11 protein-coding genes are annotated in these 16,689 nt (G+C 29.9%); all 11 read left to right on the top strand.

All coding sequences use genetic code 4. The features are described 5' to 3' along the window. Nucleotides 1-9 precede the first annotated feature (9 nt). The gene (locus ACWXVT_RS02450) at nucleotides 10-303 is read left to right on the top strand and encodes an Asp-tRNA(Asn)/Glu-tRNA(Gln) amidotransferase subunit GatC (RefSeq protein ID WP_455967951.1); all 294 of its coding nucleotides are present in this window, start codon (nucleotides 10-12) and stop codon (nucleotides 301-303) included. Further along, nucleotides 296-1,615 (top strand): amidase family protein, encoded by a 1,320-nt coding sequence (locus tag ACWXVT_RS02445; RefSeq protein WP_455967950.1) that lies wholly within the window; start codon nucleotides 296-298, stop codon nucleotides 1,613-1,615. Before ACWXVT_RS02450 ends, ACWXVT_RS02445 begins: the two co-directional genes overlap by 8 nt. Further along, the gene (gene gatB, locus ACWXVT_RS02440) at nucleotides 1,615-3,021 is read left to right on the top strand and encodes an Asp-tRNA(Asn)/Glu-tRNA(Gln) amidotransferase subunit GatB (RefSeq protein WP_455967948.1); all 1,407 of its coding nucleotides are present in this window, start codon (nucleotides 1,615-1,617) and stop codon (nucleotides 3,019-3,021) included. The genes ACWXVT_RS02445 and gatB overlap by 1 nt, the downstream gene beginning before the upstream one ends. A gap of 76 nt (nucleotides 3,022-3,097) precedes the next feature. Continuing rightward, nucleotides 3,098-4,042: a YihY/virulence factor BrkB family protein gene (locus ACWXVT_RS02435; RefSeq protein WP_455967947.1), complete on the top strand. Its 945-nt coding sequence runs from the start codon at nucleotides 3,098-3,100 to the stop codon at nucleotides 4,040-4,042. Between the two features lie 37 nt (nucleotides 4,043-4,079). Beyond that, a complete protein-coding gene (locus ACWXVT_RS02430; protein ID WP_455967946.1) occupies nucleotides 4,080-5,084 on the top strand; it encodes an ECF transporter S component in 1,005 nt (334 codons plus the stop codon). 1 nt (nucleotide 5,085) lies between these two features. Beyond that, entirely contained in the window at nucleotides 5,086-9,873 is a 4,788-nt protein-coding gene (locus ACWXVT_RS02425) for a valine--tRNA ligase (protein ID WP_455967944.1), read from the top strand. Between the two features lie 819 nt (nucleotides 9,874-10,692). Next, the gene (locus tag ACWXVT_RS02420; RefSeq protein ID WP_455967942.1) at nucleotides 10,693-10,908 is read left to right on the top strand and encodes a DUF2188 domain-containing protein; all 216 of its coding nucleotides are present in this window, start codon (nucleotides 10,693-10,695) and stop codon (nucleotides 10,906-10,908) included. Beyond that, complete coding sequence (locus tag ACWXVT_RS02415) at nucleotides 10,908-11,783, top strand: bifunctional 5,10-methylenetetrahydrofolate dehydrogenase/5,10-methenyltetrahydrofolate cyclohydrolase (protein WP_455967941.1); 876 nt, start codon at nucleotides 10,908-10,910, stop codon at nucleotides 11,781-11,783. The genes ACWXVT_RS02420 and ACWXVT_RS02415 overlap by 1 nt, the downstream gene beginning before the upstream one ends. Nucleotides 11,784-11,868: 85 nt before the next feature. After that, nucleotides 11,869-13,245: a glycine--tRNA ligase gene (locus ACWXVT_RS02410; RefSeq protein WP_455967939.1), complete on the top strand. Its 1,377-nt coding sequence runs from the start codon at nucleotides 11,869-11,871 to the stop codon at nucleotides 13,243-13,245. Then, nucleotides 13,232-15,160 (top strand): DNA primase, encoded by a 1,929-nt coding sequence (gene dnaG / locus ACWXVT_RS02405; RefSeq protein ID WP_455967937.1) that lies wholly within the window; start codon nucleotides 13,232-13,234, stop codon nucleotides 15,158-15,160. The genes ACWXVT_RS02410 and dnaG overlap by 14 nt, the downstream gene beginning before the upstream one ends. Next, nucleotides 15,147-16,688, top strand: coding sequence for an RNA polymerase sigma factor (locus tag ACWXVT_RS02400; protein WP_455967935.1), 1,542 nt, complete (start codon nucleotides 15,147-15,149; stop codon nucleotides 16,686-16,688). Before dnaG ends, ACWXVT_RS02400 begins: the two co-directional genes overlap by 14 nt. Nucleotide 16,689 lies beyond the last annotated feature (1 nt).

Below are 16,689 nucleotides of genomic sequence, written 5' to 3'. Positions count from 1 at the left end.
GAGGCTAATGTGGAAAAAGCAAAAATGATTAAACTAGCTAATGACTTATTGTTTGAACCAAAAGAAGAAGTTTTTTTATTGCTAAATGAAGAACATGAAAACATCAAAAAGCAACTTGAATTATTGAATAGTTTTGACTTAGACCATCTTGAGCCCATGACACACATTAACGAAAAAGCTATTGATTTTGATATGTTGCGTGAAGATGAACCTAAACCAGGTATAAGCAAACAAGAATTATTAACCAATGCATACGACAAAGATGACACTTTTGTTAAGGTAAGAAAGGTTATAAATGATTAACAAAGGAAATTTGCAAAAAGCGCTCATAGAAGCAGCAAATGACACAAATAATGCAGTCAGTTATGTGTATCAAGATGCTAAGTTAAATAATGAAGGGACTCTTGCTAATTGTGTTTACTCGCTAAAAAGTAACTACGCAACCAAAGACAGTATTTCACATGCTTCTAGTCATATTCTTGAAAATTTCATTCCTTACTATGATGCAACAATTGTTAAATTATTACAACAAGCAGGTGCTACTTTGGCTTTCAAAACTCATCTAGACGAATTTGGTTTAGGTGGAACCGGACAATTTTCTTATTTTGGTTTAGTTCGCAATCCTTTAAACAAAGATTACTTGGCAGGAGGAAGTTCTTCAGGAGCGGCCGCTTCATTTACTGAAAATGTAGGTTTTGCAATAGGTTCAGATACTGGAGATAGTGTGCGTTTACCAGCTTCATACGTAGGTAGAGTAGGATTCAAGCCCACATATGGAGCAGTCAGTCGATATGGTCTTTTTGCCTTTGCTTCTTCACTTGATACTGTTGCTTGATTTAGTCACAATGTCAACGATAGTTTTGAAATTGCGCAAGTGTTATTCAAACAAGATTTTTCAAACGACAACACATCTCTAGATTTAAGTTTTAGCAAAGAAGAAATAAAAACTAAAAAACCGCAAAAGATAGCCTACCTGGATTGTTTTGACTATTTAAGTAAGAGTGTAAAAGATAGTTATCAAAAATTATTGAATAAATTGTCACAAGAAGGAGTTTCATTACAACCTGTAAAAGTTGATGAAAAATTACTAAAATCAGTGTCTGTTGTGTATCAAATCATTGCTTTTACGGAAGCAAGCAGTAATCTTGCTAATTTAAATGGAACAGCTTTCGGATTAAGACAAGAGCAAGATAATTGAATGCAAACATATATTAAAACTCGTCAATTAGGATTAGGGCCAATGGTTCAAAGACGTTTAATTTTAGGTTCGTATTATTTAGAACAAGAAAATCAAGAACGTTACTTGAAAAAAGCTCAGAAAATGCGTCGTTTGCTTGCTAACTATTTCGCTAATATTCACCAAAATTGTGATATTTTCATATACCCAGCAGCTAAAGATGTTGCGCCACGTTTTGACGCCCAATCTGATGAATCATTCATGGATTACATTTTAACTTATGCTAACCTAGTAGGTAATCCTTCTTTAACTTTACCCCTTGGTAAAAATGAAAATAGTATGCCTTACTCGCTTGCGATTGACAGTGCTAAATATCAAGATGTTAAAATGTTGCAGCATGCTTTATGAATTGAAGATATTATCAAAGGAGAAAAATAATGGAATTTGAAGCAGTTATAGGGATTGAAATTCACTTAGAACTAAACACAAAAACCAAAATGTTTTCTTATGCCGCTAATGATTTCAATCTTCAACCAAATGAAGCAGTGAGTGTCATTGATTTAGCATACCCAGGAACACTGCCATTACTTAATAAACAAGCAGTCATAAGTGCAATCAAACTAGCTAAAGCGCTAGATATGCAAATTGATAATGAGCTTCACTTTGATAGAAAGAATTACTTTTATCCTGACTTGCCAAAAGGTTTTCAAATTACTCAACAATTTCGTCCAATTGGACGAGATGGAAAATTGCCAATTCAAATAAATAATGAAACAAAGTATATAGCAATAGAACGTATTCACATGGAAGAAGACACTGCTAAGCAACTTCACGAAAACGGGTCAACTTTTATAAATTACAACCGTGCGGGTGTACCTTTAATTGAAATAGTTTCGCGTCCAGTCATGCACTCAGCTCAAGAGGCGGTTGAATATATTAATATGATTCGTTTGACTGCTTTGAGTTTAAATATCAGTGATGCAAAAATGTCAGAAGGTTCTTTACGCGCTGATGTTAATATTTCGATTCGTCCTCAAGGATCAAATTCATATGGAACAAGAGTTGAAATCAAAAACTTAAATTCTTTAAATAATATTGCCAAAGCAATAGAGTGGGAAATTGAGTGACAAAAAGCTAAATATTTAGCAAATGAAACCTTTGAACAGCAAACAAAACGTTTCGATGAACAAACTCAGACAAATAAAACTATGCGTAGCAAAACAGGAGCAGTTGACTACAAATATTTTTCTGAACCTAATATTCCATTCGTTCACTTATCAAATGAATTAATTTCAAGCATAAAAATCAATGAACTGCCTTGACAAAGAAGACAACGTTACTTAGATAATAAGTTAAATGACGTGCAAATTGGACAATTAATTGAAAATATTGAATATGCTAATTTTTTAGATGCAATCGCTTCTAATGACTTTAAAAAAACAACCAACATTTTCTTCAGTGATATTGTTTCATTTTTAAATGAAAAAAACATCGTACTAAAAGATTTAAAAATTTCAACTTCAGACTTAAAGCAGTTGATTTTGTTACTTGAAGAAAATAAAATACTGAAAAATTCAGTAAAAATTGTGTTAGAGCAAAAACAATCATCAGATTTGAGTCTAAATGAAATTCTTAATATAAATAACTTATATGCAAAAGATTTAAGTTCCGAAATTGATTCAATTATTGACAATGTTTTACAACAATATCCTGATTTAAAAACAGAATACAAACAACGTCCTGAAAGAGTTAATAAATTTGTCATAGGGCAAGTAATGAAGCAAACAAAAGGACAAGCCGACGCACAAAAAGCACAAGAAATATTAGCTAAAAAACTTTCATAACATGAGTCAAAGAAATCGCAGAATTAGATCTCGATCAATACGAAATTCACGCTTTAGCAATCTTATTGAACTAATTATGAAGCGTTTCATTCTTTTGATTGCTAAAGTTGTTGTTCCTTCATCTAAGCTTTCAAAAGATAAATTGAATAAAATTACTGACGAAACTTATACAAGAATAAGAAGTAAAGAATTTGCTTACATTCCAGCTGGAACAGCTCTTTATTTGTTCGTTTCATTTATTCCGATTTTGGTAATCATTAGTACAATCGAACTAATTCCTAGCCCTTATATTAATCAAGTCAATGGCGAGTCAATCACATATGCTAATGTTTTGAGTGAAGACATTCTTGCTCGTTTGATTCCAGGAATTAATAAAGTTATGCCTAACTTGACTGGTTTATTTGCTAAAAACCAATCAGGTGGAAGCTTAATTGCAATACTATTAATTGTCAGTGCAGTGTGAATTTCAAGTCGAGGTTATACTCGCTTTATTGAGTCTATTTCGATTTTTTATAATCACGATAGACCATCAAATTTCTTCAAAACCAAAATTAAAGCCTTGTGAATAGTAATTTGTTTGACTGCATTTTTATATGTTGTGATCTTACTTTTTACCTTGTTCTTAGCTTATTTACGTTCTGAAGGCTATGATCACAAAGGATGACAATTTTTACTAATTTATTACATATTGATGACATTTTTTGTTGTTGTCTTCTTTATAATTGGTTACCTACTTTTATTTAAATTTGCAGCCAATTTTAGACTTAAATTTTCTGATATTGCAATTGGTGCTTTTATTAGTGCTATTCCTTCGTCAATTTTTAGTATTACCTTTGGTTTCATTTCTTCGATTGCAAAATATGAAAAATGAGGATCTGTTTCTTCATTTATGTATGTGCAATTGTTTATTTTGTTTATGTCTTATTTCACTTACATCGGAATATTGTTTAATGCAAGTTATTACAAGACCTTTATTTCTAGTGTTACAATTGACAAAAATCTAAAATTATCACGTTACTAATACTTTATGTATTAAAATTATTGAGAAAGGAGAAAATATGGATAAATTGCCAGGTGGAATTCGTCACTATCTAAGTTGACTAAGAGCACAAACTGACATCAATTTTAGTAAATGAAATTCTAAAAAAATTGCCTTTGTTGGAGTTTTAATTGCAATTAGTGTTGTGTTTTTTATCATTAGTGTGCGAATTGTACCAATAAGTGCTTTACCAAGTTTTAAATTCTCTTTTATAGGTTTACCAGTGAAAATTACTGGATTTTTGTTTGGACCTTTCATCGGAGCAATTACTGGTGTTTTGGCTGACTTAATATCTTTTGCGCTAATTCCCACTTACTACAATGTTTTATACACAATTGCAGTTGCAGTAGCGGGAATTGTGCCTGGAATTACTGCTTGATATTACTTTAATGTGGGAGGACTACTTTTCTCTAATCGTTATCGTATTTATCGCTTAAAGCAAATTATTGATTACTTTAATCTTTGTCAACAAGAAGCAATCAATAAAGAAGATTTAGATCAAGCACAATATTTTTCCGAAAAAGTCGCTTATTATGAAGTAAAACTAATTTTAGTTGAATCTAAATCTAAACCATATGGATTAATTAATTTTGCTTATTTTTCAACAATGATTATTCTAGCAGTGCAAATCTTGATCATTTTTGCAATCTTCGCTAGTTTATCTGACACAATTTTTGCTAACAACCGTTGAATTAAAAGTAAATGATTCTATATTTTAATAACTACTGCTGGATTCGCCACTATGATGGTAGGTGTAACAATATATCGTTTAGTGTTACGAAGAAAATATCAACGTTTCATTGATATGATGGCCATTGTTTCTTTCTGTGCTATCTTAGAATTTTTAAACGTTTTATTACTTTCTTGAGGGGACACAATGTCTCTAAAAGTTGATTTTTGAGTTAACTTAACTTCTCATACTCTATTGAGTCCTGTCAAAATTTGATTTAATCTTTCTGTCATTTATGCAACTTATACTATCGTTTCGCCTTTAATCCAAAAAAGGGAAGTAACTGGTTTCTAACATGGAAAGTTATTCAAAAAAGAAAACTTTCTTACAAGCAATAAGATTAGGTCAAATTTCGCAAAATAAACAATCAATTGATGTTAACGACATCAATTTTTCTCTTTATCCTAATCAAATTCTTTCTATCATTAACACTAACAAAAATACACAAAATGCAATTTTCGATATGTTAATTGCATCACGCAAAAGTAAAAATAACAATTTAGGTTTTTTAGTGTTTAATGATAATTTCATATTCAGTAAAACATCACTGAAACAACAATGAAAAAATTATCGTCATTTTTTAGGTTGGGGCTTCCGAGACGCTTGAAATAATACTGACACAAAAACTAAACTAATTGATTACCTTTATCAATATTTTATTGACAGCGACACTCACAAATTTAATTCCGAAGATTTTCTAAAAGACTGAAAAAACGTTCTTGTTGAGTACCAAACAGCTTTATCTATTAACAGAAAACAAATAGAAGTTGAATACTACAATGATTTAGAAGAGTTATTTAACAACTTCTTTTCTACACTTAATACTTCGACTGCACAATTGAAACAAAACAGTACTGAATATTTGACTGAATTTTTTAATCTTGCAAATGATTTTCTAATTCAGCACTTAAAGTTAATTACTAAGACTGAAAAAAATATTATTGAAACTTATGTTAGTTATCAAGAACGTTATCGTGAAGGAAAATTATTTCTCAATTACCAAGAAATAAATAATTTACGGCAAGAAAGAAATGATTTCATCAGCGAGCATACAAGTAATGATGATTCGGATAATTACAAAACTAATGTCGATCAACTACTCAAGTTAGTAAAAACGAAGAAAACAAATAACAAACAAGCAAAACATGTTGTTTTAAAATTTATTAGTGATTTAAAAATAAAAGTTAAATTTTATAAAAATAAGTATTTGGAAACAACTAAAAATCTAGAAGCATTTATTTATTTTTATAAAAAATATTATGCTAATAAACTGATGCTAAAAATTTTGCTATTTCACTATCGTTTAATTACTCGTTTGAGTCCGCAAAATTTAGAATTGTTGTTACTAGAAATTAATGCTAAATTAAATGCAGCAGGTGCTTTGGTTCTTTTCTATCGAAACAATTCACAAAGAAAAGACTTAATTAAAAACATCAAAAAACAAGTTGAAGATGTTGTAAGTTTAAGCTTTAAATCTTTCAAGAGCGATTACAAATCACAACAAAAAGATTATTATGCTAATTTTTTTAGTCGTTTAAGCAATCTTTTCAATATTAATGGTTTGATTAGTAGTAACGAGAAAGTGAATTTTTCAACTAAAGATCGCTTAAAACTAAGACGTTACGACTTTTTATTAAATGAACTAAACTTAAATAACCGCTGAAATCGTGAAACTACTCTCAAAGAAATTTCATTCAAAGAAAAACAGATTGAAAATCAGTTGTTTTTAGTTAAAAATAATGTTCGTAAGCAAGCTAATCAATTTAATAATTTAATTAAAAACTTCAATAGTGAAATTTTGAAAATCAATCGTTTGCAACCAAGTTTACCTTGACTTTTAGATATCAAACCGAAAGCCAAATATTTAAATTATTTAGATGATAAATTAAAACAATATCATCTTGATTTAAACAAGTTATTAAATGTTATTACTTATAAATCAGAAGTTAGTTCATCTTCAGTTTTATTATTTTTATTCAAACAGTATCTATACAATGTTTTGTCAGTCTATGATTTAAAAGCACACATTTTAGAGCGCAGTGTGGCGAATTTAGATGAAACGACAATTGCAAAAATTAGGGTTGCAAACATTTTTAATAAAAATCCTAAAGTTATCATCGTCGGTAGTGAAATAAATAAGTTTAGTACTGAAACAAAAGATTGAATTTTAAAAGAAATAAATAAATATGTGTTTGAAAAATCAGCCATGGCAATCTATTTTCTCAATGATATGAATATCGCAGCTAATTTTTCAACCCATTTATTCATAATGCATGACAATATGGTTGTGGAATCTGGTAAAACTTCTTCACTCACACAAAATCCAGTTCACGCCATCACCAAACAATTAATTAACAACCAAAAAGTAATTTTTCAAAATGAACCTAACAAGCAAGTTCAATTATTCAAAATTGACGAAAATCATTCAGTTTATTGCTCGATTAACGAATTTGTAGCTTGAACTAGTCAAAATAGTGAAATTAAAGTCACAAAAAAATCAAAAACCAAAAACATTGTCGATAATAGCATATTAAAAGATACATTAATAATCGATTTAGCAAATAGTAAATATGAAAGGAAAGAAATGGATAAGAATTTTGATCACAAAATCGTTGAAAAAAATCGTTACCAAAAATGACTTGATAAAAAGACATTTCAAAAACACGATGAAGCTAAAAGACCATTTACAATCATTTTGCCACCTCCTAATGTAACAGGACAACTTCACATTGGACATGCTCTTGATACATATATTCAAGACACAATCATTCGTTACAAAAAATTACAAGGATACGATACATTATTTTTACCAGGTACTGATCATGCTGGTATTTCAACACAAGCAAAAGTTGAAGCCATGTTACAAGAACAAGGCAAAAATAAGCACGAAATGGGTAGAGAAGAATTTCTGAAAGTTGTTTGAGAATGAAAAGATAAATATTCAAATATTATTCACGAACAATGAGCAAAATTAGGTTTAGCTTTAGACTATTCTTCAGAGCGTTTTACACTTGACAAAGAAGCTAACGAAGCAGTTCTTAAAGTTTTCATTGACTTATACAACAAAGGAATAATTTATCGTGGTACAAGAGCAATAAGTTGAGATCCAGTTCAAATGACAGCACTTTCTAATGTTGAAGTTTTAAATGAACCAATTGAACAAAAAATGTATTACATTAAATACCCGTTGCAAGATTCTAATGAATATTTAGAAGTTGCAACAACAAGAATTGAGACATTGCCAAGTGATGTTGCTGTAGCATTTAACCCAACTGATGTTCGTTATCAGAAATTCTTAGGTAAAAACATCTTGCATCCTTTAACTAAAAAACTAATTCCAATAATTTCTGATGACTATATTGATCCTAGTTTTGGTTCAGGAGTAATGAAAGTTAGTGCCCATGCTACAAACGATATTGATATCATTAACAAGAATGGTCTTGAAATCAATGAGTGTATCAATAAACAAGGAAAAATGACTGAACTGGCAGGTGAATTTGCTGGCCTAGATCGTTTTGAAGCAAGGGACAAAATTGCACAAAAACTTGCCGACGAAGGTTATTTAATAAAAGTTGAAAAAACAATTTCTAATGTTGGTTTAAGCGAACGTTCAAAAGCGCCAATTGAAATTTTAGTGCAACCACAATGATTCTTAAAAATGAACAAAATGTCACAAAACATTTTAGAAAACATTGAAAAAGAAGATGGAGTAAAATTCTATCCTGAAAGATTTAAAGATGTAATTAAACAATGAATGGAAAATGTTTATGACTGAACTATTTCTCGTCAATTATGATGAGGACACAGAATCCCGGCATGATATAAAGGTGAAGAAATTAAAGTCAGCCTAACTAAGCCAGGAGAAGGTTGAGTGCAAGACGAAGATGTTTTAGATACATGATTTAGTTCGGGATTAGCACCTTTCGTTTTTCTAGGATGACCACAAAAGACTGAAAAAGTACAACGTTATTTCCCTACTCAAGTTTTAGTAACTGCTTATGATATTATCTTCTTCTGAGTAGCTAGAATGTATTTTATGTCATTAGAGTTTATGAATAACATACCTTTTGAACATGTTTTAATTCACGGTCTTTTAAGAGATGAACAAGGACGCAAAATGTCCAAATCATTAGGAAATGGTATAAATCCAATTGAAGTAATTGAACAACATGGTTCAGATGTTTTAAGAATTGCTTTATTATTTAATTCAACTCCAGGTCAGGATATAAATTTTGGTAACTCAAAACTTGACACAGCGAAACTATTTGTTAACAAGTTCTGGAATATTGCTCGTTTAGTTAACAATTTTGAAATCAATAAGTCAACAAACTCAAAATTAGATGCCTATGATGCCTATATTGTTGATAGATTAAATAAATTTGAAGAACAAATCAACATCAACATGGATAAATATGAATTCACTGTTGTTTATAAAGAAATTCAAAAGTTTATAGTAAATGAATTTAGTGGTTGATACTTAGAGTTTGCAAAATTTAAAAACAAATCAACTGTTATCCACAAAATCTTTAAAAAAATCTTGATTTTGATGCAACCATTCTTACCTTTCACAACTGATTATTTATTCGAACAAATGTATAATGAAGACTTATATGAATCTAAAGTTCCAGTTTTTGATGCGGTAAAAGACACAACAAAAGCGGAAAAAATGATTGAAATAATCACTGAGTTACGTAAATACCGTGAACAAAAAAATATCTCGAAAGCTAAAACATTATATTTTGCAATTGACTTAAAAATATTGCAAGAAGAAGATTTAAACATAATTTCCAAACTAGCCAATTTTGAATATCAAGCAAATGAAGACACATTAATTCAAGCAAGTGATTTCAAAATATTTGTAGTAATGGATGAAGAAACAAAACAGGCTGAAATTCAACGCCTAGAAAAAATGATTGAACAAAATCAAGTTGATATTGACCATGCCTCAAAAATGTTAAATAATCCAAACTTTATGCAAAGAGCAAAACCTGAAAAAATCGTTCAAGAACAAGAAAAATTAGCAATGTTTGAAGCTAAAAAAGCATCATACGAACAAGAGTTAGATAAACTGAAAAACAAATAATGAATAAAAGCGGGGTGATTCCCGCTTTTTTTTGATAATCGCATTGAAACTTTTAAGTTTATTTTTTAAGAAAAAAGTCGCATTTCTGCGACTTTAATATGTTATTTTTTCTTTTGACCAATATTTAATTCAAAAATATGATTAGAATCTACTTATAACATTTTTGTTACTTATTGTGAAATATATTGCTATTCCCAGAGTGATAGCAAATAGTCCTAAAGACAATAAATTTATTGAAAATATTGCATTATTGTATATAGAAGAATGGGAAATATTACTTCTAACAAAGACAAAAAACTTTAAATGTTAAGTAAAAAGCAAAAGATTATTAGTTCCTTTTGCTTGAGTGGATAATGAGAATGTGTGTTATTGAACAATGAAATTTTTACCAAAAACCAAAAACAATAGTTTTAGTCGCACTTTTATGCTATATCACTGTTAGCATTGATAGCGTTTTTGGTATTAATATTTGTGTTGTTAAAAACCAATTACAAAAAATTTCAAGTCCATCTTTTGCCACAATAACGCTTCAACAAAGGACAATATTAGCGCTTTTACATCTTTAGTTTTTCTATATGTTAAAAATGACATTTTATAAAGTAGAGAAATTACATTAAGAGCACTTTTTAATGTAAATTGAATTTTTTAAGATTGTGTGTCTTAACATTAGGTTCAGCAATTCAATTTAATTTAAAATTTAGTAAGTAAACAAGAATGGCTAAAGTAAGAACTTCGGTTCTTGCTTTTTAGTATAATTTTTTTGATAACTTACACGTGAAATATTAATATCAATATAAAACTCAGTAAAGGAGTGAAAAAATGGCTGAAGTAGTAAAAAAAGAAGCATCAACAGTTTACTATGTTGTCAACCATACTGATTCTTTAGGCAACAAAGGTTGAGGTATCAAGGTTCGTGGTGGAAGAATTCTGAAACACACTAAGACTCAAAAAGAAGCAATAGACTATGCAAAATCGATAAAAAACTGCGAAACTATTATGCTTCAATCTAAAGAAGGATCATTTAGAAAATTATAATGTCCAAAATACTAGATGGTCGAATTATTCGTGACAAGATTAAACAAGATATTCTTGACTTGGCGAAGCAGTATATGGGTAAAATGCCTTCAATGGCCATAATTCAAGTAGGAAACTTATTTGAATCAACTATTTATGTTAATAATAAGATTAACTTTGCCAATCAGTTAGGATTTAAGGCAAAGTTATTTAATTATCCAGATTCCATTCAGGAAAATGAACTAATTGCAGAAATTAGAAAAATTCAAGTAAATTGTGATGGCCTTATTGTTCAATTACCGTTGCCTAAACATATAAATAAGCAAAATGTTTTAGATGCTGTCGACATTGAAAAAGATATTGATGGCTTAAACTCAAAAACTCTTAGTTATTTGGAAAAAAATAACGATGTTTTTTTACCTGCCACTGCACTTGGAGTTGTGTTGCTGATGAAATATTATAATATTGATTTTTACACTCAAGAACTGGGCATAATTGGTCAGTCAAATTTGGTTGGTTATCCATTATATTTGGCACTTAGAAAACATAATTCAAATATCAGTGTTTATACCAAAGAAACACTCAAAAAAGACTGAAATAGACACAAAATTTTAATCGTCGCCACTGGTGTAAAACATTTAATTGATGTGAGTCAAACTAACAATGAGGCAACAATAATTGACGTTGGTATTCATCGTGATGAAAACAACAAAATAACTGGTGATTGTGACTTTAATTCATTGAATGGTTTTGTTAAAAATATCACTCCTGTTCCAGGCGGTGTAGGACCGATGACAATACTTGCACTTATAATTAATTTAATGAAAGCGTTCGGCTTAAAAAACAAGGAATTTTATAATCATTTCAAACAAATAATTGACTTGGCGAAATTGTAGTTTTTGCCATTTTTTAGTATCCAAAGATAAAATTGGTATAATAATAAAATAATTTATTTTATTAGATTTTTTAATTGGGGTTGTGATGGAGAATAATAAGAAAAATATTGCTGAAATAATTAATCACTTAAAAATCAATGGGTTTGTTTACCAAAACTCGGAAATCTATGGTGGACTTGTTAACACATGAGATTACGGACCATTAGCGACAGCAATGATGAATGTAATCAAGAACAAGTGAATTGATTTTTTCATTAATGAAGAATCAAATAATTTTCAAATTGACTCAAAAATTTTAATGAATCCACTAGTTTGAAAAGCAAGTGGGCACTTGGATAACTTTAGCGATTTTTTAATTGAAAACAAAGTAAATCAAAAACGTTATCGTGCAGATCACATCATTAAAGATTTGTTTCCTGAAGTTGATGTTGAAAAGATGTCGAGAGAAGAAATGGAAACATTTATTAAAGAAAAGGTTTCTGTTTATGACAACACTAAGTGTGAATGAAATAATATTCGTTCATTCAATTTAATGTTTAAAACCCAGGCCGGAGTAGTAGAAGGCAGTGCAAGTGATATTTATCTACGTCCTGAAACAGCACAAGGAATTTTTGTTAACTTTAAAAATGTTCTAAGAACAATGCGTCCTAAACTACCTTTTGGAATTGGACAAATTGGTAAAAGTTTTCGCAATGAAATCACACCACGTGACTTCATCTTTAGAACAAGAGAATTCGAACAAATGGAACTTGAATTTTTCTGCTCAGAAGATCAAAGTATGAACTTTTACGAATATTACATTCAAAAATGTTTTAATTTCGTACTAAAAATGGGTATTAGCAAAAATTCTATTCGCATTCGTCCACATGAAGCGGAAGAATTAAGCCACTATTCAAAAGGAACAAGTGATATTGAATTTATGTTTCCATTCGGTTGAGGTGAATTGATGGGAATTGCTAATCGTGGTAACTACGATTTAACTCAACACATTAATTTATCAAAAGAAAATTTGTACTATGTAGATGAAAACGGACAAAAGTCAATACCATATGTTATTGAACCTTCAATTGGTTTAGATCGTTTACTATTAGCAATTTTAGTTGAAGCATATGAAGTGGAAAAAGTTGATAACGATGAAGACAGAGTTATTTTAAAAACTTCATACGATCTTTCTCCATATCAAGTTTGTGTTATGCCATTAGTTAAGAAATTAAATAATGAAGCTGACAAAATTTATCAAATGTTGAGAAAAAATAAAATTAGAGTATCGTGAGAAGAAAGTGGTTCAATAGGAAAAAGATATCGTCGTCAAGATGCAATCGGAACCTATTTTGCAATTACTTTTGATTATGATTCTTTAAACGATAATAAAGTAACTATCAGAAACCGTGACACAATGCAACAAGATCGTATTGATATTGACAAGATTTTAGATTACTTGAATCAATATGCAAGCAAATAATCAAAGTATTTGAAAAGATGTAGTCGATAAAACAAATATTGTCGATGTCATTGGTGAGTATGTAGCATTAACAAAAAAAGGAACTAATTACACTGGTCTTTGTCCCTTCCATGGTGAAAAAACACCATCATTTGTAGTTAGTGAGAAAAAACAATTTTTCAAATGTTTCGGATGTTCTAAATCCGGAAACGTCATTAAATTTATTGAATACATTGAAAACATTAAACCTTTTGAAGCACTAACAAAATTAGCTAAAAAAGTTAATGTCGATGTATCACAATTCCAAAAATACGAGTATGTAGAAAATTTAACAGATGCTGAATTACTGGCGATAAATAATGATGCATTGAACTTTTTTCAGCGTAATTACCTAAAAGAAAAAAAGAAAAATAACATTTCTTTAGTACAAGCAATCAAAAACCGCCATCTAGAAGATTTAACTTTTGCAAATTTAGAAATTATTAACCATTTCAAAGTAGGTTTTGCTCCCAGTGATATTTCTATTTATGATGAATTAATAAATCGTGGTTACAATGAGCAAAAAATTGTTGAAGCAAGTTTAATTTCATCCCACAACGTAAAGCAAAATTTTTTCAATAATCGAATCATTTTTCCTATTTTTAACGATCAATTGCAATGTGTTGGTTTCAGCGGGAGAACCATTGATGCACATGATGATGTTAAGTATTTAAATACATCAGAAAATAGCATTTTTCACAAAAACAGTTTGTTTTTTAACTGACAAAATGTTAAAAATAACTTGATTCGTGATAAAAAAGTTTATCTAGTTGAAGGACAATTCGATGTCATTGCTTTGTACCGTGTCAAAATAATTAATGCCTTAGCAGTAATGGGTACTGCTTTAAGTTCAAAGCACTTGCAAATGCTAAGAAATTGCCACATTGTTTTGTTTTTTGATGGTGACAAAGCAGGACAAAATGCAACCATTAAGAATTTGAAAATTATTTTACAAAACAAAGAGAAATTCAAACTTAACGTTGGCATAATCGAGAATATCACTAAAAAAGATCCTGATGAGCTTTATTTTTCTTTGCCAGGCGGTAAAAATCTTGTATCAGTAATTGAAAAAGAAATTTCTTATTTAGATTACATTTACGCTGTAAGTTTTGGCCAAATTGATGCCACTTCTTCATTGGAACAAAAGCAAGAAGCAATCAGTAAATACCAAGATTTTTATCCATTTCTATCTGAAATTGATCGTGAATATATTAGCCAAAAAGCCAAAAATCAATTTCAGGAATTAACTAAAGTTATTGACTTAGCAGAACAAGAAGCACTCAGTCATCAAACTAATTTGGTGATACAAGATGATAATACATACCAACCAAACACTCCACCAGTTATTAGTGATGATTTAATTGAACAAATCAACCGCGAAAACCAATACAATCGATATGAAAATAATAATTCTTTTAGACAATATACGAGAACAAAAGCAAACTCAATTCCGCTGCAACGTGAGACAAAAAAACTAAATCGTTTTTACTCAAATCGAGAAATCACGGAAGCAAAAGTTTTATATCATTGCCTTAAATATCCAGATAAACTGAAATGATTAGTAAAACTTTTTTCTGAAGAACAAAATTTACTTTTAATCATTAATCCTCCTTTTTCAAAGGCAGTCAAAAATCAAATTTTAAGCTTTGCAATCGAATTAATAGAAGTAAAAAAAGAATTAACTTTTGAACAAATTTATTCAGCTATTGAAAATTATTCTTACTGAAACCTAGAAACTAAGCAAGAAATGCTAATTGAAATTGATAAATGTAAAAATATTTATCAAGATTATCACGGTTTTGCAGGTGATGATGAATTTGTTACTACATTTCAACGGGTTGTAAATGACACCAAACAGCGTTCAAAATCGAAAGGATTACGTTATGTCAACAAATAAAGATGAAAAACAAAGTTTAAATAATTTAGTAAAAGGTCTTAAGACTCACTTAGAAAAAATACAAACTAAAAATAAGAAAAAAACCGCCCTTAGTCAAGCGGAAATATTCGAGTTTTTTGATAAAAAGAAAGTCTTTTTAGATGAAGATGTTACAGTTGAGTTATTTGACTTACTAGCAGACGAAGGTTTATTAGAAGATGAGCTAAGTGAAGAAGATTTAGCAGAAGTAACTGAAAATGATTTGCTAAATGATATTAAAAGTGACAAAAAAAATAAAAATAAAAAACAAAGCAAAAAATCACTTGATGACGATGATGAAGAAATAATGAGTGACGATCTAGATGAAGACGGTTTAGATTTTGAAGATGGTGACGATCTAGATGATGAAGACTTTGACGATAGTGATGAATTAAATCTAGACGAATATCACGATGATTCAACTACTCGTGATGAAGATGAAGACAGCGACGAAGATCAAGAAGAAGATGACACAGAAAAATATGCTGATGTTGATTCACACGTTATTTCTTATCTGGATGATGATGAAGAAAATGTTGAAGATCTTTTAAAAGACTATGACGATTATTATGATGAAAGTGAGAGTGATGAGGACACATTATCTAATAATCTAAGTGAAACTAACGATATTGTTAAATGATACATGCGTTGAATTGGAAAATACGGTAAATTACTAACTCCAAGTGAAGAAAGAGAATTAGCCGAAACAATGGCTAAAGCAAAGGAAAGTGGTAACAGACGTAAATTCAAAAAAGCGCGTGATACACTGGTTAATCGTAATCTTCGTTTAGTAATCAACAATGCCAAAAAATACAAAAATAGGGGATTATCATTTATCGATTTAATTAGTGAAGGAAATGCCGGAATTTTAAAAGCTGTTGATAAATACGACTACACTAAAGGATTCAAGTTTTCAACATATGCGACTTGATGAATTCGTCAAGCAATCACTCGGGCAGTAGCAGATCAAGCAAGAACTATTCGTGTGCCAGTCCACATGGTTGAAACAATCAACAAAATTATCAAAATTGAAAGAGAATTGCAACAAGAAACCGGAAATGCGCCAACAGATGATGAAATTGCTCGTCGTTATGGTGGCGATATGGATGCTGACAAAGTTCGTTACATTCGTAAAATCAATATCGATCCAATTTCATTAGATAAATCAATTGGTAAAGAAGAAAACTCAAATTTTAGTGACTTTGTTAAAGATGAAAATGTTATTAATCCAGTTGATTTTTCAGCAAAAGAAGAACTTTCAGGAATCATTGATGACATGTTAAGAAAGCATTTAGATGATGATGAAAGAGTCTTAATTCAAAAACGTTATGGTGTGGGAACAGACGAAAATGGTATCCCATATCACGTTCATACACTTGAAGAGTTAGCACGTGAGAAAAATATTTCAAAAGAAAGAGTTCGCCAGCTTGAAACTAAAATTCTTCGTAAACTAAAACACCCACAAAAACGTAAAAAATTAAAAGAGTTTTACCAATCTGAAAGCGAATAAG

The organism is Mycoplasma sp. 1573, from assembly GCF_053851775.1.
The sequence above is the reverse complement of the archived record's forward strand: the minus strand, read 5'-3'. Positions and strand labels throughout refer to the sequence as shown.